This is a genomic window from Chondromyces apiculatus DSM 436 (genome assembly GCF_000601485.1).
In the GTDB taxonomy this organism is placed as follows: Bacteria; Myxococcota_A; Polyangia; order Polyangiales; family Polyangiaceae; genus Chondromyces; species Chondromyces apiculatus.
In genome coordinates, this window is record NZ_ASRX01000005.1 from 1 (window position 1) to 21,965 (window position 21,965).

Here is a 21,965-nt window from a genome sequence, read left to right on the forward strand (position 1 = left end):
TCGAGGCATGCCAGCAGAGGCGTGAATGGTTTCTTCGACATCGTGGTCTTTGCAGCAGACGTCGAAAGTCGCTCGGCCCACGATGCGCGACGTAGTGTCGCGAGCATGTCGGAGAAGGCGGGCTGGGTCTTGGCGGGGCGGCTTCGGGGTGAGTACCAGGGAGCCTTGGGGGGCTGGGCCGACCTGAGCGTACAACCCGTCTTGGCGTACCAGAGCACCACGAGGGTGTAGAGAAGCAAGGTGAAGGGCGCCGTCCGTTCGACGGCGCGCTCGGCCCTGCAGCGAGGTTGCTCCAAGCCGAGCTTGCCCTTGGTTTCTTGGAAGGTGACCTCGATCGACCAGCGTTTGGCGTACAGTTCGATGACGTCCGTCACCGGGAGGGAGACATCGGTACTGAACAAGACGTCGTCCCTTTCATGGCCGGGGAAGTCTCGAACCACCACCAAACGCATCTGCTGTCCTCCGGACACGCTGTACCAGAGGGCGTCGATGACGAGCGCTTTGACCGCGACGGTGCGGCCATAGACGAACACCTCAAGCGACTGCCAAGCAGCACCCTTGGCGTTGGCTTGGAGGCCGGGTGCAGGCAGCTTCACCCCCCGAACGCGTGGTCTCCCCATCTGGCCCGGCTGTCGAGGTGGCGGGGGAGCATAGATGGCCGCATCCAGACGCGACCGACCCACGACGGTGACGTTGGCCGGGCGGTGCTTGACGAGCGCTTGATTGCTGTACGCGCCATCGCCGACCAGGATGAGAGCGCGGTGCGACAACGCCTTGGCGAGTAGAGCGATGAGGTCGGCCCCAAGCTCAGGCATGGTGCGGTAGGCACACTTGTTTCGCGCGCACACTTTCTCGCTGCGATAGAGCCGAAACAGCACGGGCAAGCAGAAGGTCTTGTCGAACATCCGCACGGTGATGCCCAGCACGACCCAGAGGTGACCCCAAGAGAAGATGTGCCGCACCCTGGTCGACAGCAGTGGGTCGCGATGCATCGAGGCGTACGCGACTTTCTTTCCGGTACGTCGTCCCAGCGTGTCGTCGAGAACCAGGACCAACGGAAGGTCCTTCGGCAGCCGACCGTCGATGCGCCGAGCCAGTACCAAACCGAGCTGGTCGAGTCCCCATCTCGCTCTGGAGAAAAACCGGTGGAAGCTGCGGATGTGCTTCCACTGCGCGGCGTTGGCCGACCGCACGGCTGTGGTGACCGTATGTCGACCGAGCGCCAGTACCCAACCGCACGCCAGCACCTGGAAGGTGCGGAACGACGAGGCGGTGAAGAGCGGCTCGAAGGCTTGCAGTTGCGCGAGGAAGCTGCCTACGATGGCCATATCCGGCACGGGGACCTCCAGTCGAAGGTGGTTGTCTTGCAACTCCTCCTTTGCTGACGAGTCCCCGTGTCGGAAGCCTTATAACGCTGCGATACAGGCTGATTTCCCCGGAGAATTGGCTGATTACGCAGGAAGCTGGCAGAGCCGACTCTTCATCTGCAATCGATAAAGGTGACCTCCGCCCTCCTTGAGGTCAGCGCCACCTCCGAGGGCCCTCTGCGTTGAGGGCTGGATCACGAGGGTGCTGGGCGCAAAAGTGCCCAAGTCGAGCCTTGTGCCACCAGCTAGGAGAGCACTCGCCCTACAATGACGCCCTGAAAGAACTGCAGGAGAAGCTCGTCAACCACCCTTGACGGTGGGACTCGAGTTCGTCGAGTGAGCGACCGCTCCGCGTGCTCACTTGATCTCCTTGGGTGGCTTCAGCCACTGGCCGGCAGCGAGCAGGACGCGCAGGCCCGCGCTGGCGCTCAGGCTTGCGGCGAGGGGGACCTCGAAGCGGCGCAGTGCGCGGCGGATGCGAGGGAGGTTGTCGACGAAGATCTTGCCCATCGCAGCGGCCGTCAAATCACCACGGCCGAGCATAATGCAGGCGACGTTGGCGCGGACGAGGGCCACGTGTTCGAGCTGGTTGACGCGGATGTTCTTGTCCTTGGTCAGGACCACCAGCCGCGCTGGCCGACATCGGTGAGCCAGGTGGTGTCAGGCGTGTTCTGAGGGAAGAGGTCGTCGTGGGCGTGGACCTGCTCGCCTGCGGCGCGCAGGGCCTGGACGACGACTTCGCGGCCGAGGGAGCGGTCGACGAAGTAGGTGAAGGGCTCAGGCAGCTTCACGCATCTCGCAGCGGATGGCGTCCTCGATCTGCTCGATGCCGAGGGCGTAGTCGGTAGCGAGGGCGGTGATGGACTCTCCAGCGCGGTAGCGCTCGGCGACGATGCGGGCTTCGACGCCTGTCCCGGTGATGACGGGGTGGCCGAAGCCGCGGCGCGGGTCGACGACGATGGTCTTGGGCTGGCGCGCCAGGGCGCCGCCCCGTACCCACGGGTAGAGGCGGGCAGCGAGGTCGCCTTCCCAGTCGATGCGCTGCAGGCTCGCGTCGAGGACCTGGCGGAGGACGGCCTGGCCCTCGGAGTTGATGTCGAGGAGGCGGTCCGCGTGCTGGACGAAGAGGTGGGCGCCGTCCGTGCGGAAGCGGGCGTGGATGAGGGGGCGAGCGTAGCCGAGCTCCTCACCGACGAAGCGGAGGGCCTTGCGGACACGTTGCATGGAGATGCCGTGGACGCGGCGCATGGAGGCGAGGACAAAGGCTTCGATGAGGTTGGAGAACGAGAGGGCGAGCGGAGCGCGAGAGGCGGGCTTGAAGAGGGCCTTGTGGTCGCCGTCGCCGCAGGCCCAGAGCCGGAGCGTGGAGGGAGAGAGGCGCGTGAGGGCAGCGGCGCGGGGGATCGCGTAAGCAGGCAGCTCCTCCGGAGAGAGGTCGCTGTGGAGGTTCGCCGTGGGCCTCATGGCGATGTTCTAGCACAGCGGTCTCCAGGGGGTGGGAGTACCGCAAGGCGTCGTGCCGGGGTGGGTGCCGAGGGTTTACAGGACGCTCGGGACTGAGCGATGATCCGGGCCCGCGTACGACTGCGCCGTCCATCCCCGAGCCGCGCCTGCGGCTGGTGCAGAACGAGACGCCCTTCGCGCTGTTCCAGTGCGACAAGATGGGCGTCGGGCGCAGGTTCCACGGTACCGTCGTGGTCAAGGGGACGTTCGCGCTCGCGCAGGGCAAGCTCGGGCTCGCGGCGAAGCAGCGCGACATCGCGCTCGCGGACGAGCCCTGGGATCCCGCCGCGGCGGAGCGATCGAGCTTGAAGCACGCGGGCGAGGCGCTGCTCGTCAAGCCCAGCACCGACGTCATCGTCACCGGGACGGTGCAGGCGCCCGGCGGTACGCCGCGGAAGACGTGGGACGCGGCCGTCGAGGTCCGGAGGCGCGGCGAGACGAAGCTCGCCTACCGCGCCCAGGTCCTCGGGCCGCGCTGCTGGCGGCACACCGGGGCGAAGGGTGGACGCTGACGGAGCCCGAGCCCACCTTCGAGGTGCCGATCCGCTACGAGCTCGCGTACGGAGGCGCTTACCCCGCCCCCGCGTCCAGTGCTGGCGAAGGCGAGGCCGCGTCCGCGTCCACGCCCGCGCCCGCGCCTGCGCCACAACCGGCGCTGGTGGTGTACGCGCCGAACCCGAGCGGCACGGGCTTCTTCGACGAGCGCGCCATGGACACCTCGGTCGAGTACCGCGCGCCGCAGTGGCAGCCGCACGAGCAGCCGGTGACCGCGTTCAACCGCGAGGTGGCGCTCACCGGGTTCGGGCCCGTGGCGCGGCCCTGGACCTCGCGGCTCAGGTACGCGGGGACCTACGACGAGGCCTGGGAGCGCGCGATGCGCGACGACGTGGCGCGGGGGCTGCCCGCCGATTACCCGAAGGACTTCGATCCACGCTTCTTCCAGTGCGCCCACCCGGCGCTGATCACGCCGAGCTACCTGGAAGGGGACGAGGAGATCGTGCTCACCGGGCTGATGCCCGGGCCGGGGCCGTTCACGGTGGCGCTCCCGGGCGTGCGGGCCGTGGCCGGCCTGGTCGATGGGGCCGAGAACGGCTACCGGGATGCGCTGCACCTCGACACGGTGCACCTCGACCTGGATGCCGCGACGGTGAGCCTGTGCTGGCGGCTCACGCTCGACCAGGCGTGGGACATCCGGTCCGCCATGATCGTGCTGATGGAGGTCACATGAGCGAACGTCACATCGCCGATGCCGAGGCCGCGTTCAGGGTCGTCAACATCAACCCCGACTTCTGCAAGGTGAACGGCGTGGTGGTGCCGTTCGACATCTACCAGGTGCTGCCTCCCGAGAAGGCCGACTACGCGCAGAAGGTGAACGCGCGGCGCGAGAAGGTGCTCCACGTGGACAGCATCGTCCGCGGGGTGATCGGCAACGCGGGGCAGGGCGTGGCGTCAGGGGTGTCGCTGGGGAGCGGGGACAGCATCATCGTCGAAGGCTCGAAGACCGTGCGCGTGGAGGGGAAGCTCTGCGCGCGGCACCTGGATCTCTGTCAGATGAACGTCAGCTCCGGCTGACCGGTGGAGGTGACGACGATGCACGCATTCCAGTCCCGTGCCCTCTTCCGCGAGGTGACCCGATGAGTTCTCCGATACCTGGCGGCCTCTCCAGCTCTCTGATGCGCAAGAGCCCTCTGGAGGGGAGGACGCTGGCACCGGCCGAGAAGCCGGCGATCGACAACTTCGAGGGGGTGTGCAGGCCCGGCGATCCCCAGGGCAAGCGGAGCGTGCGCGCCAACGGGACCAGCGGTCGGGTGTACTCGCAGGAGCTGCGGGCCAACAACCAGACCCCGGCGGAGCGCGCGAAGTCCGAGGCCGCCTTCAAGCGCGCGATGATGTGCGAGAACGGGATCACCGGCCGCCTGGCGTGCAACCAGCCGATCCTGGAGGTCACCAACGCGAGCTTCGAGGTGTCGGACGGCGGCATGGCGGCTGGCGTGGAAGCCAGCAAAGACGGTCTCCGCACGACCTACATGGCCCCCACCGGGAACGGCACGTCCATGGGCACCGAGGGGGTCCAGTACGGGATTGGAGGCTCCAAGCTGCCGAAGGTGAAAGGCGGGCTTTGTGTCGCCTTGAAGGGCTCGAAGGCGCCCGAGCACTCCGTGAAGGCCGAGGTCTCCGGCGGCATCGTCGGGGGCAGCGCCAACGGTCACGAGGTGTGCCTCTTCGCCCAGACGCCAGCGCCGCCAGAGGCGACCTTCACGGTGAAGTAGGGGCGCGCGAAGAACGGCGGCTCAGGGATCAAGGGCGAGCGCGATCTCCTGGCGCGTGAGGCCTAGCTCCCGCAAGCGTCGCCCCACCTCCTCCCTCCAGGTCGCCACGCCCCCGCGCAGTGGCCACGCCTTCGGGCGGTGCACGTAGGCCACCCGCGGCGCGAACACCGCCTGGAGCGCGCTGTTCATCACCTCCACCCGCCGCGCGTCGGGTAGGGACGCGGGCAGCTCCAGCGTCTCCCAGACGTGCGCCCGGACCGCCTCCGGGATCGGCGTCGCGTGCTCGCGCACCGGCCACGCGGCCAGCAGGGGAGGCGTCACGCCCTCCTCCAGCGCGGCGGCGAGGCGCACATGCCCGTCGAGGATGAGGTACTTGCCGAGGAGGCGCAGGTGCACGGCGAGGACCGGCGGCAGCGTGCCGTCACGCGCGTGCTTCCTCCAGGCGTGCACGCGGCCCACGTCTTCGGCGCCGAGGTCGCGCAGGGGGAGGAGCGCGCCAGCCGGGGTGGGGTCTCCGCCAGCCCAGGTCTCCTCGACGAAGGGGAGGCAGCCGCGCGCGGCGGGCACGTAGGCGGGCGGGAATGCGGGCTCCAGCGCGTAGTCCACGGGGACGCAGGGGTAACCCCACGCCTTGCTGGGCGGGACCACGGGCACCTCACCGAGGCACCAGAGGCCGTTGCTGAGGAGCGCGGCGCTCGCGCGGAGGGTGTCGACAGCGCGGAGGGTCCAGGTGCGCCACCAGTGGGGGCTCTGCAGGTCGTGCTGCACGGCGCGGGCGTCGACGGCGCGGAGGGGCGGGAGCAGGGGGTCGGGAGGAGCGGGGGCGCGCACGAGCCAGGCGCCGTGCCACCAGTCGTCGATGCGGGCCCACAGGAAGGGGCGCGCGCCTGCGAGGAGGCGCAGGCGGTAGTCGGCGGCGGCTTCGAGGCGGAAGGTCGGGCGCCTGGCGCCGGTGACCTTGAGCAGCAGGACCTCGCCCGGGAGGGAGGACGGGGCGCCGGAGATCCATCGCTGGGAGGTCCTGAGCACGCGCAGGGAGGGTACGCGATCTCGCGGGGGAGCGGCACGCGCCGGGCTGGAGCGAGGCGCAGCGGTGGCGGGCGATGCGCGAGACGAGCGCTGTCCGTGGGCCTGACTTGCGGCACCGCGGCGGGGGGGGCATCGTGGCGGGATGGCCAAGCGTCGAGGGCGCCGTGAGCGCCGTGAGCCCGTGCGCTCCGAGGGCGCGCTGCAGGTGAAGACGTGGGAGTCGCCGTTCGGCACGCTGCGGCTCGCGGTGCGGACGGTGACCACGCCGGAAGGGCGGTCGATGACGCTCTGGGATCTGCACCCGGACGACGTGCGCAAGCTGCCGGAGGGGGTGGTGGCGGCCGATGTCTCGCGGCAGGTGTTCGGGCTCGGTGGGGGGAAGATGGTCTACGTGGACGAGGACCGGCGGTGCCGCACCTGCGGCGACGAGTTCGTCTTCCGCGCGACGGAGCAGAAGTACTGGTACGAGACGCTGCGGTTCTGGCAGGACTCGGTCGCGGTCGACTGCGTCACGTGCCGGAGGAAGGCGCGGCAGGGGCGGGAAGCGGACATGCGCCACGTGGAGGTGGTGAGCGCGGCCAACGTGCGGTCGCGGGATGCGCGGGCGCAGCTCGCGCTGGCGGTGTCGATCTGCGAGATGCGGGAGAGGAAGGGGGCGGGAGACGTGGAGGCGGGGATCGGCGCGGCGCGGCGGGCGTTGCGGTTCGACAGGGCGCTCGTGGAGGCGCTGTTCTGGGAGGGGAAGCTGCAAGCGCTGGCCGGGCGGCAGGCGCGGGCGCGGGCGACGTTTGCCACGTTCGTGAAGCGGGCAGCGTGCGTGGCGAGGCACCCCGTGCCGACAATGGTGCGCGAGGCGCGCACGATGCTGGCGAAGGAAGGAGGCGGGGAGGCAGGCGGGGAGGCAGGCGGGGAGGCAGGCGAAGGGGGAGCGCTGATCGGGTGACTTCGGCGCCGGTCTGCCCACGTCGCCATTGGGTCGATCATGGCGCCGCACTGCCGATCGCATGCGGGTAAGGGCCGAGAAATCGCGCGCGAGCGGTCCGACGAGGGCCATGGCGCTGGGACGGCATTGCACGCAGGGCAGGGCGATTGACGGGTGAAACGGCGAGCTGTTAGCCCTGACGATGGCACACCCAAGCCCATGTCCCGGGAGACCATTGCGGGCCTCGACGGAGACGTGCGGGTTCGCGCGCGTCGTACGAGCCATGCTCGTTGGAGGCAACGATGGGTTCCAGAGAGAATGCTTTCGTCAGATATCTTCTGGGCCTCGCGCTCACGCTCCCCACGGTCAGCGCCGCCGCGGCGACGACGGGGGAGGTGACGGGGGACGAGGCGACGGTCGAGAGCGCCGAGAAGCCGCTGAAGTTTGCGCAGAACGTCGAGGCCAAGCTCGGCCTCGGCAAGACACAGGGAAGCGAGCAGGCCGCCAAGCCGCCGGGTTACCGGGAGTGGGGGGAGTGGTGGCCCGAGATCTGGCGGGAGAAGGGGCCCGTCGCGGCAGCGATCGAGGTCGATGACGCGGAAGAGATGACGTCTGCCGTGGAGATCTTGCGGGTGGTCCGGGACGAATAGGGCTGACGAATAGGGCTGACGAGGGCGACGGATGCGCCGGGAGAGGGGGCCGCATGGGCAGCTCTCCCGGAGGCCTGTTCGCGACGGGTCGGCGAGGGCGACATGAACCAGGCTCCGATGCGCACGGTCCAGTACATCGTCAAGGTGTCCAAGCTCTGCAACCTTCGCTGCAAGTATTGCTACGAGATGCCCGAGCTGGGGAACCCCGAGCGGATGTCGCTCGAGCAGCTCGATCGGATGTACACGCACCTCGCCGACCATTACGGGTCCCTGGAGGAGCCCATCCGCATCGTGTTCGTGTGGCACGGGGGGGAGCCGCTCCTCCAGAGCCCTGACCTGTACTGGGCGACCTTCGCGCGTCAGCAGGAGATCTTCGGCGCAGGTGGCAGGGTGGTGGTGGAGAACGTGGTGCAGTCGAACCTGACGGTGCTCGACGAGGAGCGGATTCGCCTGCTGCGCGAGGGCTTCAAGGGGGTGGGGGTCTCCATCGATCTGTTCGGAGGGCTCCGGGTGAACCTGGCGCAGCGGGACTCCCAGGCGCGGGTGCTCGCGAACATCGACAAGCTTCGCGCGGCGCGGGTGCCGTTCGGGGGCATCACCGTGCTGACCCAGCGCAACCTGAAGCAGGTGACGAAGATCTTCCGCTTCTACGAGCGGATGAACATGAACTTCCGGATCCTCCCGCTGTTCCCTGGGGCCTTCGAGGACCAGCACGCGGAGTACGCGATCACGCCGGACGAGGTGCTGGAGGCGCTCTGCACGCTCGCCGACCTGTGGCTGGAGAGCGACAGGAACATCCAGATCACGCCCCTCGTGGGCCACTTCCAGGAGGCCATCAAGCACCTGCAGGGGGATTCGTTGCCGGTCTACTACAACCGCCGCGAATGGGAGACGGCGGTCATGGTGAATACCAATGGCGACGTCTTCGGCTACCCCGAGGCCTATGATCCGGCCTTCTGTTACGGGAACATCTTCACGACGTCGATGAGCGCGCTGCTCGCCTCGGAGAACCGCGAGAAGTCGCTGAAAGGGTCGGAGCTGCGGATGGCGGGCGCGTGCGCGCAGTGTCCCTATTTCGGATCGTGCTCGGGCTTCTACATGGCCGAGGAGAGCCCCGAGGGGGGCAGCGCCGGCCCCCAGGGGGTCGCGATGTGCCACGTGGAGCAGCGGTTGATCCGGCACATCGAGGCGCGCCTGAAGCAGACCGGGCTCTTCGCGGGGTCGAAGCAGCTCGATCAGCAATGGATGCGGGCGAAGCACCTCGATGGGCCGGTCGAGGAGAACGCGTCGCTCGGGGTGCTCGCCTGAGCGGGGAGGGCGAAGGAGCGGGAGCAGGGCGCAGGTCCGGGGGTGTGGGCCCGCGGAGCCAGGGAGGGGTGGCGTGGGGCGCTGCGGGAGCAGGGCGCTCGTGGCGCTCGTGGCGCTCGTGGCGCTCGTGGCGCTCGTGGCGCTCGTGGCGCTCGTGGCAGGAGACGTGTTCGTCGGAGCGCACATCGCCCCACGCGTCTGAAATCGCGCGGGCGCGAAATCCGGCCGTGGTGATTTCGCGGGCGCTGGAAATCGCGTGGCGCGTGGCGCGTGTCACGCGAGAAATCGCCCCATAGCTGTAATCAGCGGTGGCACGCGCGTGAAATGGGATTGGCGGGCGCGATCCACATTGACGTGAAGCGCGGCGGCCTGTTAGCACGGAAACTGGCTCACCCAATTCCCACGTCTCCGCGGAGCTTCATCGATCCGCGCGGTGGACGTGCGGTATCGCTCGCGTCATCCAGCATCGCTCGGTGGAGGCCACGATGGGTACCAAGGACAAGGATTTCGTCAAATATCTCCTGACGCTCGCCCTCACGCTCCCTGCGGCCACGGCCACGGCGGGGCCGGGGGAGGGGGCGACGGTCGAAGGGGGCGACCGGAAACTGAATTACTCCGAGAATCTCGGCGACAAGCTGGGCCTCTCGGGCGGCGAGGCGGGCAAGGAAGCGGCTGCGCCCGGGTGGGCCCAGATCATCTGGGAGCAATGGTGGGGCCAGATCATCATCGTCCAGTCTCCGACGGCGACCGGGGAGTCCCCCGAGGCCGCCGCGCCCACCTCGGCGTCCGACGTGCTGGTGGCGGTCCGGAACGAGGACGACTGACGCACCGCTGCGGCGCGTCCCCCGGAGGGCTGGCCTGGTGTCGGTCGCCGGGGGACGGGTCGGTGCTCGAGCGAGGCAAGACGGCTTGGCGAGGGCGACATGGCGGAGACTCCGGCGCGCACGGTCCATTACATCGTCAAGGTATCCAAGTTCTGCAACCTGCGTTGCAGGTACTGCTACGAGATGCCGGAGCTCGGCAATCGCGACGCCATGTCGCTCGACCAGCTCGACAGGATGTACACGCACATCGCGGCGTACTACGGCGCGCAGGAGGAGCGGTCGCGGATCGTGCTGGTGTGGCACGGCGGCGAGCCGCTGATCCAGGAGCCGGAGCTGTACTGGGAGACCTTCGCGCGGCAGAAGAAGATCTTCGCGGGGCGCGAGCACCTCCAGGTGGAGAACGTGGTGCAGACGAACCTCACCGTGCTGGACGAGGAGCGCATCCGGCTGCTCCGGGACGGCTTTGACGGGGTGGGGGTGTCCATCGATCTGTTCGGGGGGCTGCGGGTGAACCTGGCCGGGAAGGACTCGCAGGCGCGCGTGCTGGCGAACATGGATCGCCTGCGCGAGGCGGGGGTCCAGTTCGGCGGGATCAGCGTGCTGACGCGCCGGAACCTGCACCAGGTGAAGAAGATCTTCCGCTTCTACGAGAAGATGGGCATGAGCTTCCGCTTGCTGCCGCTGTTCCCGGGGGCGTTCGAGGATCAGCACGCGGACTTCTCCATCACCGCGGACGAGGTGCTGAAGGCGTTCTGCACCCTCGCCGATCTGTGGATGGAGAGCGACAAGGCGCTCAACATCGTGCCGCTGTCCGGGCACATTCAGGCCGCCGTCCGGCACCTCCGGGGGCACACCCTGCCCACGTTCTACAACCGCCGGGAGTGGGAGACGGCCATCATGGTGAACACCAATGGCGACGCGTTCGGGTATCCGGAGGCGTACGACGCGGCGTATCGCTACGGCAACATCTTCACGACGCCGGTGGACGCGCTGCTCGCCTCGGAGAGCCGGGAGCGGTCGGTGAAGGCGTCCGAGATGCGCATGGCGCTCTCGTGCGCGCGGTGCCCCTACTTCGGCTCCTGCTCGGGCTATTACATGGCCGAGGACAATCATCAGTACGTCGGGCCCGAGGCGCAGGGAATCGCGATGTGCGTGGTGGAGAAGCAGCTCGTCCGGCACATCGAGGAGCGCCTCAAGGGGTCGGGGCTCTTCACGGGCGCGGGGCGGGGCGCCCCGGCGGTGACGGCGCTGGAGCGGCTCGACGCCGCGCCGCAGGAGAACCTCTCGCTCAGCGTTCCGGCGTGACGGATCGCGGGCCGTCCAGGCGTGCGCGCGTGATATACCTGCTTCGAGAGGGCTATGAGCACAGGCGGTTCATCCAAGGCGGGTCATCTCCTGTCCGCGGCAGCCGGCGCGGCGGTGACCATTCTCGTCTACCAGGTCTTCGTCACTGGCGGCGCGACCGCCCAGCCGGCAGCAGCGCCGTCGGCGCAGGCCAATGCCGCGCCAGCGCCCAAGCCACAGGCGGAGCGGTCCGAGTCGCGGGAGGCGCGTGAGGCGCGGGAATCCAAGGAGGGTGCGCCGCGGCGCACGATCGGGCAGCTCGTCACCGAGAAAGAGAAGGAGATCGGCCGCCTCCAGGAGGAAGTGCGCGGGCTGCGGGCGGAGGCCGGGGACTCGCAGGCGCGCATCGCGGAGCTGGAAGGGAAGCCGCAGCCGTGGCCCATGCAGCTTCCGGCGGGGTTCCGGGAGAAGGCCCTGGAGGCCAACTTCCAGGCGGCGCTGCAGAAGCACAAGCTCGGGGAGCTGGTCGATCTGGAGTGCGAGGAGTTCCCCTGCATCGCGGTGGTCAAGGCCAGCCAGGCGAACCCGCAATGGCAGGAGAAGCTCCAGGCGGCGCTCCGGGAGATGAGCGCGTCGCCCGAGTATGGCGGCGCGGTGGGCATGTCGATGTGGTCGAACGAGACGCAGGAGGGAGACCAGAAGACGCGGTACACCGCGGTGTCCATGGCACCCCCCGGCACGGCAGACGACGAGGAGGCGCGCACGCGGACGGGTCACCGCGCCCGAGGCGTGCTCGCGGACGCGTCGCATGCGCCAGCTCCGGGGAACGGGCCGTGAGGCACGGCGAAGGCGGGGGGGCGGGAGGCGTCGACGCATGAGCACGGAGCCGGGAGAGCGCGCGGTGGGAAGCGCGGAAGGAAGCGCGGAAGGAAGCGCGGAAGGAAGCGCGGAAGGAAGCGCGGCGGCGGTGCTGGAGGCGGTGGCACGCCGGGTGGTCGGCGCGTCGGGGGTGGGCGAGGTGGTGGAGGTGCTCGCCGACGAGCTGCCCTGCATCGTGGTGCTGCGGGTCGGGGTGGCGGGAGATGGCTGGCGTGCCGCCGTGCAGGGGATCGCGCGCGAGGTGGCGCAGGAGACGGCGGTGGGGGAGGTCTCGCTGTGGATGACCCAGGTGGCCATGGGCGCGGGCGACGTGCGGCTGACGCTGTTCGCGATGGTACCTGCGAGGTCCTCCGATCCGGGGGGGCTCTCACGGCGGGTGTCGCGCTACGTGGAGCGGTTCAAGGAGTCGCAGGAAGCGCGCGGGGCTGCCGCTGACAGGGGGCGAGAGGGAGGCGCGCCGGCATGGCCCGCGTCGACGCCCGTGGCCTGCTTGCGGGCGTTTCTTGAGCCGCGGGTCGCGGCGCACCTCGCCCAGGAACCGTTCGCGGAGTTCGTCACCGTGGACGACGCGGAGTTTCCGTGCGTGGTGGTGCTGCGGCCCGGGGGCGCCGTCGCGTCGTGGCAGCAGGCCGTGGACCGGCTGGTGGCCGCGGCCCATGCGCAGGATCCTGCGCTCCGTCTGCGGACCTACTCCCGCGTCCGCGAGGTGGAAGGCGCGGCAGGGACGAAGATCGCGCTCGCGTGCTGTGCGGTGCCCGAGCGCATGGATTCGCCGGAGCTACAGGCGCGGCTGGAGCGGCGGTTCTCGTCCTGTCTGGAGCGCGGGCTGCGCTGAGCGCGGTGCGCGCGTCGGAGCGCGGCCTGAAGACCCTGGTGCGTGCCCCGGAGCGCGCTGCAGACCGCAGGGTTCGCGGTCGCATGCATCCCCGACGGGTAGGTCAGGCGGGGAGGGCGCCGAGGTCCACGAGGAGGCGGCGCAGCTCGGCGACGTGCCGCTCGGGGAGGGGGAGGAGGGGCGCGCGGAGGGGGCCGACCGGGGTGCCGGTGAGGGTGAGGCCGGCGGCGATGACGCGCGGGAGGCCGTGCTCTTTCATGAAGCGCAGGAGCGGGAGCTGGGCGTGGAAGGCGCGGCGCGCGGCGTCGAGGTCACCGCGGGTGATGGCGTCGTGGAGGGCGAGGTTCAGCGCCGGGATGAGGTGGGGGGCGGCCGTGCACCAGCCGCGGGCGCCGGCAGCGAAGGCGGCGAGGGCAAGGGGGTTCGAGCCGTTGTAGAAGGCCACGTCGTCGCCGCAGAGCTGCACGAGGCGGTGCATGCGGTTCACGTCGCCGGTGCTCTCCTTGACCATGGTGACGTTCGGGATCTCCAGGAGCCGGGCGATGAGCTCGGGGGTGAGATCGACCCCGGCGGTGGCGGGGTTGTTGTAGATGGCGATGGGGATGCCGATGGCGCGCGCGATGGCGTCGACGTGGGTGAGGATCTCGGCGTCGGTGAGCTTCCAGTAGCTCATGGGCAGGACCATGACGGCGGTGGCGCCGGCGCGCTCCGCGAACCGGGCGTGGTGGATGGCGCGCGCGGTGGTGAGGCTGGAGACGCCGACGAGGGTGGGGACGCGGCCCGCGACCTGCCGGAGGGCGGTCTCGGTGACGGCCTCGCGCTCGTCGTCGGTGAGGTACGGGAGGATGCCGGTGCTCCCGAGGGGCGCGATGCCGTGCACGCCCGCGCTCACCATGCGCTCGACGAGCGCCGCGAGGAGCGGGAGATCGAGGCTGCCGTCGTCGCGGAGGGGGGTGATGGGGTAGGCGATGATGCCGTGGAGAGGGGGGGTCTTCTTCACGGGGCACCTCCCGGGACGCCGGCGTCGGCAGCGGCATCGGCTCCGTCGCGGGGCGCGTCGGAGGGAGCGTCGGAGGGAGCGTCGGAGGGAGCGTCGGAGGGAGCGTCGGAGGGAGCGTCAGGCGGGTCGTCGGGCGGGGCGTCAGGCAGGTCGTTGGGCGGGTCTTGAGCGCTGCGGGAGCCGCGCTCCGGGACCTCCTCGCGGAGGGCGATGCCGCCCATGTTCTGGAGCATGGGGGCGTTCTCGCAGGCGAGGTAACGCGCCCGTCCGGGGCCGGTGTTGACGTGGTTGTGCCAGGCCCACACCGGCACGTAGACGGCGTCGCCCTGCTTCCAGGCGACGCGCCTGTCGCCGATGTCGGAGTAGCCCTCGCCCTCCAGGACGTAGAGGATGGTCTCGTAGGTGTGGCGGTGGCGGTTCGACGACTGGCCGGGGTCGAGCCAGCCGATGGTCATGCTGATGGCGTGCGAGGGCACGTCGACGAAGAAGACCGGGTGCTTGCGCGCGGCGGAGTACTCGCCCTGCGCGCCGTCCTGCTCGACCTGGCGGTGGGCGAGCACCTCGGGCATGACCACCCGGGGGCGGGGCGGGGTCTTGTGGAAGTCGGCCGATCCGTATCGGGTAGCTCCGTGGGCTTGCATGATCGCGTCTCTCCTCTCGCCCGTGCCTCCACGGGCGTGTCGCCCGCGAATCGAGGGGCGTGAGCCGAGGTGTAGCGGTAACCTGGACCCTCTGGAGGCTCCGGTTCGGTGATGGTGAGGGGTCCAGTTGGGAGGCGCCCGTGGCGCGTCGATCTGGTGCTCGACGCGGGGTCGAGGACGCCGCTCTACCAGCAGCTCGTGCAGGGGATCGTGCGCGACATCCGCAGGGGTCGGCTCGCGCCTGGCGGAGGGCTGCCGGGGACGCGGGCGCTGGCGGCGTCGCTGGGGGTGACGCGCAAGGTGGTGGTGACCGCGATCGAGGAGCTGGCCGCGCAGGGATGGGTGGTGATCGAGCCGGCACGGGGCACCTTCGTGTCGGCGACGTTGCCCGACCTGGCGGTGGCGGACGCGCGGCCGAAGGGGAGGGCGCCGGCCGCGGTGGTCGAGGCGGGGCAGCGGTCCATGATCCGGCTCGGGGACGGGGTGCCCGATGCGCGCCTGGCGCCGCTCACGGCCCTCGGGAGGGCGATGCGGCGGGCGCTCGCGTCGCTCGCGCGGGGCGGGCTCGGGTACGGAGATCCGCGCGGCGATGGGGTGCTGCGCGAGGTGCTGGCGTCCTTCCTGAACGAGGCGCGCGGGCTCGCCGCGACCCCCGGTCAGGTGCTGGTGACCCAGGGGAGCCAGATGGCGCTGGCCCTGGCGGGGCTCGCGCTGCTCGCGCCAGGCGACGTGGTGGCCGTGGAGTCGCCCGGCTATGCGCCGGCGTGGGGGGCGTTCGGGCTCGCAGGCGCGGAGGTGGTGCCCGTCGCCATCGACGGCGAGGGGCTGAGCATCTCCGCGCTCGACGCGGTGCTGCGGAGGCGGCGGGTGCGCGCGGTGTACGTGACGCCGCACCACCAGTACCCGACGACGGTGCCGCTCTCGGCAGGTCGGCGGCTCGCGCTGCTGGAGCGCGCGGCGAGCCACGGCTTCACGGTGATCGAGGACGACTACGACTACGAGTACCACTTCGAGGCGAGGCCGCTCTTGCCCCTGGCCAGCGCCGACGGCCTGGCGCGGGTGGTGTACGTCGGTTCCTTCTCGAAGCTGCTCGCGCCGGGGATCCGGGTCGGTTACCTGGTGGGGCCACCGCGGGTGGTGGAGGCGGCTGCGCGGAAGCGGGCCTTCCTCGATCGGCAAGGCGACGTGGTGCTGGAGCGCGCCGTGGCCGAGCTGCTCGAGGACGGTGAGCTGCAGCGTCACGCGCGGAAGGCGCGGGGTGTCTACCGGCAGCGGCGCGACGCGCTGGTGGCGCTGCTCCGCGCGGAGCCCCGCCTCGCCGGGGTGCTCTCCGCGGATGTCCCCTCGGGAGGGCTCGCGCTCTGGATCCGGGTGGCCGCGGGGATCGACGTGGAAGCCTGGAGCGACGCCGCCAGGGGCCGAGGGCTCCTGTTCACACCGGGGGGCGCGCACGCCTCGGGGGCACGCTTGTCGGCCTTCAGGGCGGGCTTCGCGGCGCTCGACGAGGAGGAGCTCGCGGCCGCGGTGGCGCTGCTCGGCGCTTCACGGCCACCGCAGGGGTGAGCAGCGGTCAGAGGGGGCGGCGGCGCTCCGGGTTGGTTTACACTCCAAGCGATGGTGTTCCGCGCGCCCGCCCAGCCGTATGCCTCGGGGAGCGTCCGCTACGGGCCTTTCCCCGTCCGCTGGAAGCTCGTGTTCTTCGCGGGCGCGGCGTTGCTCTCGGCCCTCGTGCTCGCCCTCGTGGCGCTCGCACGGGACCACCTGGTCTGCACGCCCGGCGCCCGCTGCGTCGTGTCGACCGCGCCGTGGATGTCGGTGCGCGCGGCCGTGCCGATGGCTGCGCTGCGCGATGCCCGGGCTGATCTCGGGAAGAACACCAAGGGCAATGCGTACGGCGTGGTCGTCCTCGTCCTCGACGGCGGGGGAGAGGTTCGCCTGCAGCGGGCGAGCGTCGACGAGGCGCAGCAGGCCGCCGCGACGATCCGGGCCCGGCTCGCGGTCCGACAGCGGATCGACGTCACCGTGGGAGGATCGTGGTGGTTGCTCTTGTTCTCGGCCGGAGCTCTCGCGGCCGGCGTCTCGATGGCCTCCACCGCGCTGAAGGGGGCCGTGACGTTTCGCCTCGACCTCGTGCAGGGAGGCCAGGCGCTCCGGGTCCGCAAGCAGCTCCTCGGGGTGCCGCTGCCAGGGGCCACGCTCTCCCTGGCGGGTGTCACCGATGTCCGCGTCGAGGGCGCGCGTACGGAGGAGGCGTGGAGCGACAGGGCCGAGGCGCCCCTGCCGGCAGGTCGCCTCGTCCTCGTGGACCGGACGGGGGCCACGCAGCCGATCACCGCCAGCGCGCTCCCCGGCACGGCGGTGCACCTCCGCGCTGCCTCGGCGCTGCGGGCCCTGCTGCAGATGCCGCTCCAGCGCGACGTCGAGGCGCAGCTCGCGTCGCTGCCCTGGCGCAGGACGCCCCCCGGGGCGCGGCTCGTGCTCGCGGCGAGCGGGGCGACCATGGGCGGGCTGCTCGGCGTCGGCGCCCTGGCGGTCGCGGGCATCGCGCTCGGCGTGCTCGACGCGCGTGAGGGTCGCGCGTGGGTGTTCGTCGTGGGTGGCGTGGCAGGCGCGGCGGTTGGCCTGGCGCTCGCCGTCTTTTTCACGCGCCCGCAACCGCCAGCTTGAGTGCCGTGCGTGCCCCGTGCACGAGTCATGCGCGCCCCGTGCGTGCCCCGTGCGTGTCCCTTGCATCGCCGCATCGCGCCGTCGACGGATGGGCTAGGCGTCGAAAGCGCCGTTGCTCTAGACTGCGGTCGCCATGGATGTCGTGTCGCTCAGCCCCATGCGCGTGGGCTCCATCCTCTGGCAGCCCAGACCCGGCGCCTGGGCGCTCACGGTGGTCTGCAAGGCGACCTACGCGCTCGAACCCGGCGAGTCGTTCCTCGCTCAGGAGCAGGAGGCGCCGTACCAGGGGGACATCCACTGGGAGGACGACGACCGCCGCAGCCTGAGGCTCGCGAGCGACTTCGCACCCTTCAAGCGGCGCGCGGACGTGATCCTCGTGGGACACGCGTACGCCCCCGGGCGGCGACCCGTCAAATCGCTGGTGACCAGGCTGGTGGTGGGCGACGTCGACAAGGCGATCACCGTCTTCGGAGATCGCTCCTTCACCTTCAGCGGTGAGCTACTGGAGCCCCTGCCGTACGCGCAGATGCCGCTCGTGTGGGAGCGCGCGGGCCGCGGAGCAGACGCGACGAACCCCGTGGGGGTGCCGCAGGAGATGCTCGCCAGCGGGCTCGGGAGGCTCGTGGTTCCGAACCTCCAGCTGCCGGAGGTCTACGTGTCGAGCCGCCGCGACGTCATCGAGCCGGTGTGCTTCGGGCCCATCGCTCCCGGCTGGCCGGGCAGGGCGCGCAAGCTGCACTGGTACGCGTCGGGATGGAACCACGCGCGCTGGTACGAGCAGCCGCTCCCGCACGACGTGGACGCGGCCTACTTCAACGCGGCGCCCCAGGATCAGCAGCTCGACGAGATCCGCCCCGACGAGCGGATCATGCTGGAGAACCTGCACCCCGACCACCCGCGCCTGGTCACCAACCTGCGCCCCCTCGTGCCGCGCGCGCTGGTGGCCTGGGGCAGCAGAGCGCCGGAAGAGCGGTGGCTGCGGTGTGACACGATGTGGATCGACACGGATCGGGGGACCTGCTCGCTGACCTGGCGTGGCTACCTGCTGCTGGACCACCCGCAGCAGCCCGGCCAGGTGACGATCACCACCGAGGAGGGCGCCGCCAGGGCTGCCGCCGCGGGGGCGGGCCGAGAGAGCGTCCAGGTGCACGAGACCGCCAGCAGCGCGCTCGTGGCCAGCGACACCGCTCGACCAGCAGAGGGCGCTTCGTCCGAGGGACTGCCGGCGGCGGATCCCTTCAACAGCACCCTCGTGGGCACGCGCTCCACGAAACCGGTGCTCCCGTTCGTGGAGGGGCCGAGCACCTGGACGGGAGAAGGCACGCCTGGCATCGCCGCGCCGGTCGCACCACCCTCGGCGCGCCGGCGAGAGGGGGTCGAGACCCTCTCGATAAAGCTCGTGCCCCAGCGCGAGGTGCTGCCGTTCGTGGAGGCGCAGCCGGTGGCGCCGCCAGCCGTGGCGCCGCCAGCCGTGGTGCCGTCAGCCGTGGCGCCGCCAGCCGTGGTGCCGCCAGCCGTGGTGCCGCCAGCCGTGGTGCCGCCGCGCGGAGGGATCGCTGGCGTGGCGCTGTCGTCCATGGTGCTGTCGTCGACGCCCCCTGCCGTGGCGCTCCCGACGGGGGTTCCAGCCGAGGTCGAGGCTTTCGATGTGCCAACCGAGACCGCCTCCGCGCGCGAGGACCTCGATCTCGAAGGGCCCACGCACGCGCTCGCGGTCGAGCCCCCCATGATTGGTCCGCTGGCGCGGTTCGAGGGGGGGGCGTCGGAGGTGCGCCGGGGCGAGGAGCGGCCGCTCGTGGAGCCGTCCTCGCTGCCCCTCCCGGGGGTCCGGGACGAGGTGAGCGTGCCGTCGATGGACGAGTACCCCCTCGAACGCTGCGCGGCCCTCGATGCCTCGCTCGCGCGCAGCCCCGATGAGAAGGCGAGGATCCTGCGGACGAACCACCTGACCGAGCCGGAATGGATGCGGCTGCGCGAGGCGTGGGCGGTGGAGGTCAAGGGGGCGCTGCGGAGAGGTCGGAGCGAGATGCTCCGCAGCTATGACGCGGCCTACGTGGCGCAGCTCGAAAAGGAGCGTGGGCCCGTGACCGTCGAGGAAGTGGCACGCATGAACGTGGGCACCGAGCGCGGCGACCTCGAAGGTGTGATGCGGGACGTGGGGTTGCCCGGCGAGAGCGCCATCCGCATCCAGCGGACGTGGATCGGCAGGATGGCCAGCGACGCCGCGCTCGGCGCTTCCGTGCGGAAAGCCGTGGCGAAGGCGAAGACGGAGTGACCTCCACCACCCGGGCCGCCGCGCCCGGGAGATCGCCTCACGAGAGGGTCGTGGCAGCATCGAGAACCGTTGAAGTGGCAACCTTCATGGCCTAGCATTCCTCGCATGTCGGCCGTGGATGTCTCGGCGGCACGGAGCAGGGGAGGGTGAAGTCATGACTGCGCCGGTGTCGAACCTCCTGTCGGTCCAGGTGGACTCGGGCGATCCCCTCGACGTTCGCAAGGTCGATATCTCCGAGCAGATTTCCAGGCTTTTCACCGTGTCGGTCGTCGCGGTGAGTCCGAACCCGGACATCGACCTCGACGCGGTGGTCGGGCTCCCTGCGGCGTTCAGCGTGGTCCATGGCACGGAGGCCAGCGCCTCGCGGACCTGGGCTGGCGTGTGCGTCTCGCTGCAGCAACTCGCTGTCGAAGCAGACGGCCTCTCCACCTACCAGATCGAGATCGCGCCGTTCCTCTGGTTCCTGACCCAGAGCCGCCGCAACCGCATCTTCCAGCGCCTCTCCGAGCTGGAGATCGTGGAGAAGGTGCTCGGAGAGTGGAGCATCCCGTTCGACAAGCGCATCGTCTCCGAGCACAAGAAGCGCAAGTACCGGGTCCAGTACGGGGAGAGCGATTTCGCCTTCCTCTCGCGGATGCTCGAGGACGCCGGGATCAGCTTCTACTTCGACCCGGCCTCGACGGACAGCAAGCTCGTGATCTGCGATGCGCCGCAGCGCAACGAGGAGCGGCCTCCGATCCGGTTCCGGGATGCGCCCATGGAGGGTGATCGCGAGTTCGTCACGGCGGTGCGCATCGGCCGCCAGGTCCGGCCGGGCAAGTACACCCTGCGCGATCAGGACTACCGGCTCCCGCCGGCCTACCGGCTGATGCAGTCCGGCAAGGGAGGGACGGCCCCGGAGGAAGGGCTGGAGCGGTACCACTACGTGCCTGGCTCGTTCCTCGTCGAGAGCGAGAAGGGCGACGGGACGCCTTCGGCCGACGACAAGGGCAAGTACCGCGCGGATGACCGGGCCGGCGAGGAGCTTGCCCAGAAGCGGCTCGACGCCAAGCGGGTGACCGCCAGGACCATCTCCTTCAACACCAACTGCCTCGACCTGTCGCCGGGGGTGGTCACCTCTTTCTTCGATCACCCGAAGAGCGAGGTCTCGGCTGGCAAGAGGCTCCTCCTCACCACCATGAAGCTCTCGGCGACGCAGGGCGGACAGTGGTCCGAGTCGTGCCAGGCGGTGAGCGCGGACGTGCCGTACTACCCGTCGCTCTCCACGTCGAAGCCGAAGGTGCAAGGGGTGGAGACGGCCACCGTGGTGGGCCCTTCCGGCGAGCAGATCCACGTCGACGAGTTCGGGCGGGTGCGGGTCCAGTTCCACTGGGATCTGGAGGGGACCATGGACGACAACGCCTCGTGCTGGATTCCCGTCTCCCAGTCGTGGGCGGGCGGAGGGTTCGGCAGCCTGAACCTCCCGCGGGTCGGCCACGAGGTGATCATCGATTTCCTCGGCGGCGACCCGGATCGGCCGGTGGTGGTCGGGCGGGTCTACACGGGCTCGCAGAAGGTGCCCTACTCGCTTCCGGCGATGAAGACGCAGAGCGGCTGGAAGAGCCAGACGGTCGGCGGCATGGGCTACAACGAGATCATGTTCGAGGACGCTCCGGGCCGCGAGCTGGTGCGGATGCAGGCCGAGCTGGATCTGACGAAGCTCGTGAAACGCGACGAGTCGGTGACCATCGGCCGGGATCAGGCCAACGTCATCGGCCGCGACGACGCGCTCACCATCGGCAACGACCGCACCCACACCATCGGCAACGACGAGTCGATCCAGGTGGGCAACAACCAGACGATCGTCGTCGGTGTCAACCAGTCGATCACCGTGGGCGCGGACCAGAGCATCACCCTGCCGGCGGGCAACCAGACGGAGAGCATCACCGGCAACCGCACCTTCACCCTCGTCGGAGACCTCACCGAGACCATCGTCGGCGACAGCACGCTCACGCAGACCGGGAACCAGACCGAGGTGGTGACGGGGGACTCGACGCGGACGCAGACGGGCAACCAATCGGTCACGCTGCTCGGCGATCGCTCACTCGTGCAGAGCGGCTCCCAGATGGAGGTGCAGCTCGGCGGCCAGACCTCCCTCCAGCTCGGCGACCGGCTGGAGCTGCAGGTCGGCGGGCGCAAGGATTTCCAGCTCGGCAGCCGCCTCGACATCCAGCTCGGGGGCACCACCCGTCTCGAAATCGGCGCCCTGAGCGATACGGTCGTGGGGCCGCGCTCGGAGGCGACGACTGCGGATGCCACCGAGACGGTCGGCGCTGCCAAGAAGGTCACCTCCGCGACGTGGACCGTGGAGACCGGCGCGGCGACCCTGAAGGGCGGCAGCCAGCTCGACGCCTCTGCCTCCGCGGTCAAGGTGAGCGGCGGCAGCATCAACATCGAGGCGGGGGGCGAGACCGTGATCAAGGGCAGCATCATCCGCCTCAACTGAGCACCATCCCGCCGCCCGCAGAGGAG

22 protein-coding genes and 1 pseudogene are annotated in these 21,965 nt (G+C 70.3%); 16 read left to right on the forward strand and 7 right to left on the reverse strand.

Features of this window, described 5'->3' with window-relative positions; genetic code table 11:
- The 4 genes from CAP_RS03070 to CAP_RS03080 all read right to left on the reverse strand — a co-directional run.
- Positions 1-1,328, reverse strand: a 1,328-nt coding sequence (locus tag CAP_RS03070) for an IS701 family transposase (RefSeq protein ID WP_052374037.1), incomplete at its 3' end; no start/stop codon positions are given.
- 396 nt (positions 1,329-1,724) lie between these two features.
- Positions 1,725-1,991, reverse strand: coding sequence for a hypothetical protein (locus tag CAP_RS43630; protein WP_052374041.1), 267 nt, complete (start codon positions 1,989-1,991; stop codon positions 1,725-1,727).
- Entirely contained in the window at positions 1,982-2,158 is a 177-nt protein-coding gene (locus CAP_RS49785) for a PIN-like domain-containing protein (protein ID WP_156040447.1), read from the reverse strand. The genes CAP_RS43630 and CAP_RS49785 overlap by 10 nt, the downstream gene beginning before the upstream one ends.
- A complete protein-coding gene (locus tag CAP_RS03080; RefSeq protein WP_044235909.1) occupies positions 2,145-2,831 on the reverse strand; it encodes a DUF433 domain-containing protein in 687 nt (228 codons plus the stop codon). The genes CAP_RS49785 and CAP_RS03080 overlap by 14 nt, the downstream gene beginning before the upstream one ends.
- Before the next feature lie 155 nt (positions 2,832-2,986).
- Between CAP_RS03080 and CAP_RS54825 the strand changes: the two genes are divergently transcribed.
- From CAP_RS54825 to CAP_RS03100, 4 genes are all read left to right on the forward strand, one after another.
- Positions 2,987-3,382: a DUF2169 domain-containing protein gene (locus CAP_RS54825; protein ID WP_044235912.1), complete on the forward strand. Its 396-nt coding sequence runs from the start codon at positions 2,987-2,989 to the stop codon at positions 3,380-3,382.
- A gap of 23 nt (positions 3,383-3,405) precedes the next feature.
- A complete protein-coding gene (locus tag CAP_RS54830) occupies positions 3,406-4,098 on the forward strand; it encodes a DUF2169 domain-containing protein (RefSeq protein ID WP_044235917.1) in 693 nt (230 codons plus the stop codon).
- Positions 4,095-4,442, forward strand: coding sequence for a PAAR-like domain-containing protein (locus CAP_RS03095; RefSeq protein WP_044235920.1), 348 nt, complete (start codon positions 4,095-4,097; stop codon positions 4,440-4,442). The genes CAP_RS54830 and CAP_RS03095 overlap by 4 nt, the downstream gene beginning before the upstream one ends.
- 62 nt (positions 4,443-4,504) lie before the next feature.
- The gene (locus CAP_RS03100; RefSeq protein WP_156040448.1) at positions 4,505-5,140 is read left to right on the forward strand and encodes a hypothetical protein; all 636 of its coding nucleotides are present in this window, start codon (positions 4,505-4,507) and stop codon (positions 5,138-5,140) included.
- 21 nt (positions 5,141-5,161) lie between these two features.
- On the opposite strand, the gene CAP_RS03105 is transcribed toward CAP_RS03100, so the two are convergent.
- Complete coding sequence (locus CAP_RS03105; RefSeq protein ID WP_052374042.1) at positions 5,162-6,169, reverse strand: hypothetical protein; 1,008 nt, start codon at positions 6,167-6,169, stop codon at positions 5,162-5,164.
- A gap of 142 nt (positions 6,170-6,311) precedes the next feature.
- Between CAP_RS03105 and CAP_RS43635 the strand changes: the two genes are divergently transcribed.
- From CAP_RS43635 to CAP_RS03145, 8 genes are all read left to right on the forward strand, one after another.
- Entirely contained in the window at positions 6,312-7,112 is an 801-nt protein-coding gene (locus tag CAP_RS43635) for a zinc-ribbon domain containing protein (RefSeq protein ID WP_081864514.1), read from the forward strand.
- Between the two features lie 281 nt (positions 7,113-7,393).
- On the forward strand, positions 7,394-7,741 hold the full coding sequence (locus tag CAP_RS03115) for a hypothetical protein (RefSeq protein ID WP_044235925.1): 348 nt from the start codon (positions 7,394-7,396) through the stop codon (positions 7,739-7,741).
- A gap of 102 nt (positions 7,742-7,843) precedes the next feature.
- A complete protein-coding gene (locus CAP_RS03120) occupies positions 7,844-9,049 on the forward strand; it encodes a radical SAM protein (protein ID WP_052374044.1) in 1,206 nt (401 codons plus the stop codon).
- Positions 9,050-9,122: 73 nt separating this feature from the next.
- Positions 9,123-9,251 (forward strand): hypothetical protein, encoded by a 129-nt coding sequence (locus tag CAP_RS54835; protein WP_269324128.1) that lies wholly within the window; start codon positions 9,123-9,125, stop codon positions 9,249-9,251.
- A gap of 283 nt (positions 9,252-9,534) precedes the next feature.
- Positions 9,535-9,873 (forward strand): hypothetical protein, encoded by a 339-nt coding sequence (locus CAP_RS03125; RefSeq protein WP_044235926.1) that lies wholly within the window; start codon positions 9,535-9,537, stop codon positions 9,871-9,873.
- 99 nt (positions 9,874-9,972) lie between these two features.
- Positions 9,973-11,178 (forward strand): radical SAM protein, encoded by a 1,206-nt coding sequence (locus tag CAP_RS03130; protein WP_052374046.1) that lies wholly within the window; start codon positions 9,973-9,975, stop codon positions 11,176-11,178.
- Between the two features lie 114 nt (positions 11,179-11,292).
- Positions 11,293-11,994 (forward strand): hypothetical protein, encoded by a 702-nt coding sequence (locus tag CAP_RS43640; protein WP_156040449.1) that lies wholly within the window; start codon positions 11,293-11,295, stop codon positions 11,992-11,994.
- Between the two features lie 37 nt (positions 11,995-12,031).
- Positions 12,032-12,871 carry a hypothetical protein gene (locus CAP_RS03145; protein ID WP_044235933.1) on the forward strand — a complete coding sequence of 280 codons (840 nt, stop codon included), beginning with the start codon at positions 12,032-12,034 and terminating at the stop codon, positions 12,869-12,871.
- 103 nt (positions 12,872-12,974) lie between these two features.
- Here CAP_RS03145 and CAP_RS03150 read toward each other — a convergent pair whose 3' ends face one another.
- Both CAP_RS03150 and CAP_RS03155 read right to left on the reverse strand, forming a co-directional pair.
- Positions 12,975-13,871, reverse strand: a complete 897-nt coding sequence (locus CAP_RS03150; protein WP_044235936.1) for a dihydrodipicolinate synthase family protein — start codon at positions 13,869-13,871, stop codon at positions 12,975-12,977.
- Positions 13,872-14,065: 194 nt separating this feature from the next.
- A pseudogene (locus tag CAP_RS03155) lies at positions 14,066-14,512 on the reverse strand (cupin domain-containing protein); the annotation flags it as partial.
- 111 nt (positions 14,513-14,623) lie between these two features.
- On the opposite strand from CAP_RS03155, the gene pdxR reads away from it, so the two are divergent.
- The 4 genes from pdxR to CAP_RS03175 all read left to right on the forward strand — a co-directional run bounded on the left by pdxR (position 14,624) and on the right by CAP_RS03175 (position 21,939).
- The gene (gene pdxR / locus CAP_RS03160) at positions 14,624-16,075 is read left to right on the forward strand and encodes a MocR-like pyridoxine biosynthesis transcription factor PdxR (protein WP_081864515.1); all 1,452 of its coding nucleotides are present in this window, start codon (positions 14,624-14,626) and stop codon (positions 16,073-16,075) included.
- A gap of 51 nt (positions 16,076-16,126) precedes the next feature.
- Complete coding sequence (locus tag CAP_RS03165; RefSeq protein ID WP_044235939.1) at positions 16,127-17,179, forward strand: hypothetical protein; 1,053 nt, start codon at positions 16,127-16,129, stop codon at positions 17,177-17,179.
- A 133-nt stretch (positions 17,180-17,312) separates the two neighbouring features.
- The gene (locus tag CAP_RS03170; RefSeq protein WP_044235941.1) at positions 17,313-19,454 is read left to right on the forward strand and encodes a DUF2169 family type VI secretion system accessory protein; all 2,142 of its coding nucleotides are present in this window, start codon (positions 17,313-17,315) and stop codon (positions 19,452-19,454) included.
- Positions 19,455-19,608: 154 nt separating this feature from the next.
- Positions 19,609-21,939 carry a type VI secretion system Vgr family protein gene (locus CAP_RS03175; protein ID WP_052374052.1) on the forward strand — a complete coding sequence of 777 codons (2,331 nt, stop codon included), beginning with the start codon at positions 19,609-19,611 and terminating at the stop codon, positions 21,937-21,939.
- Positions 21,940-21,965 lie beyond the last annotated feature (26 nt).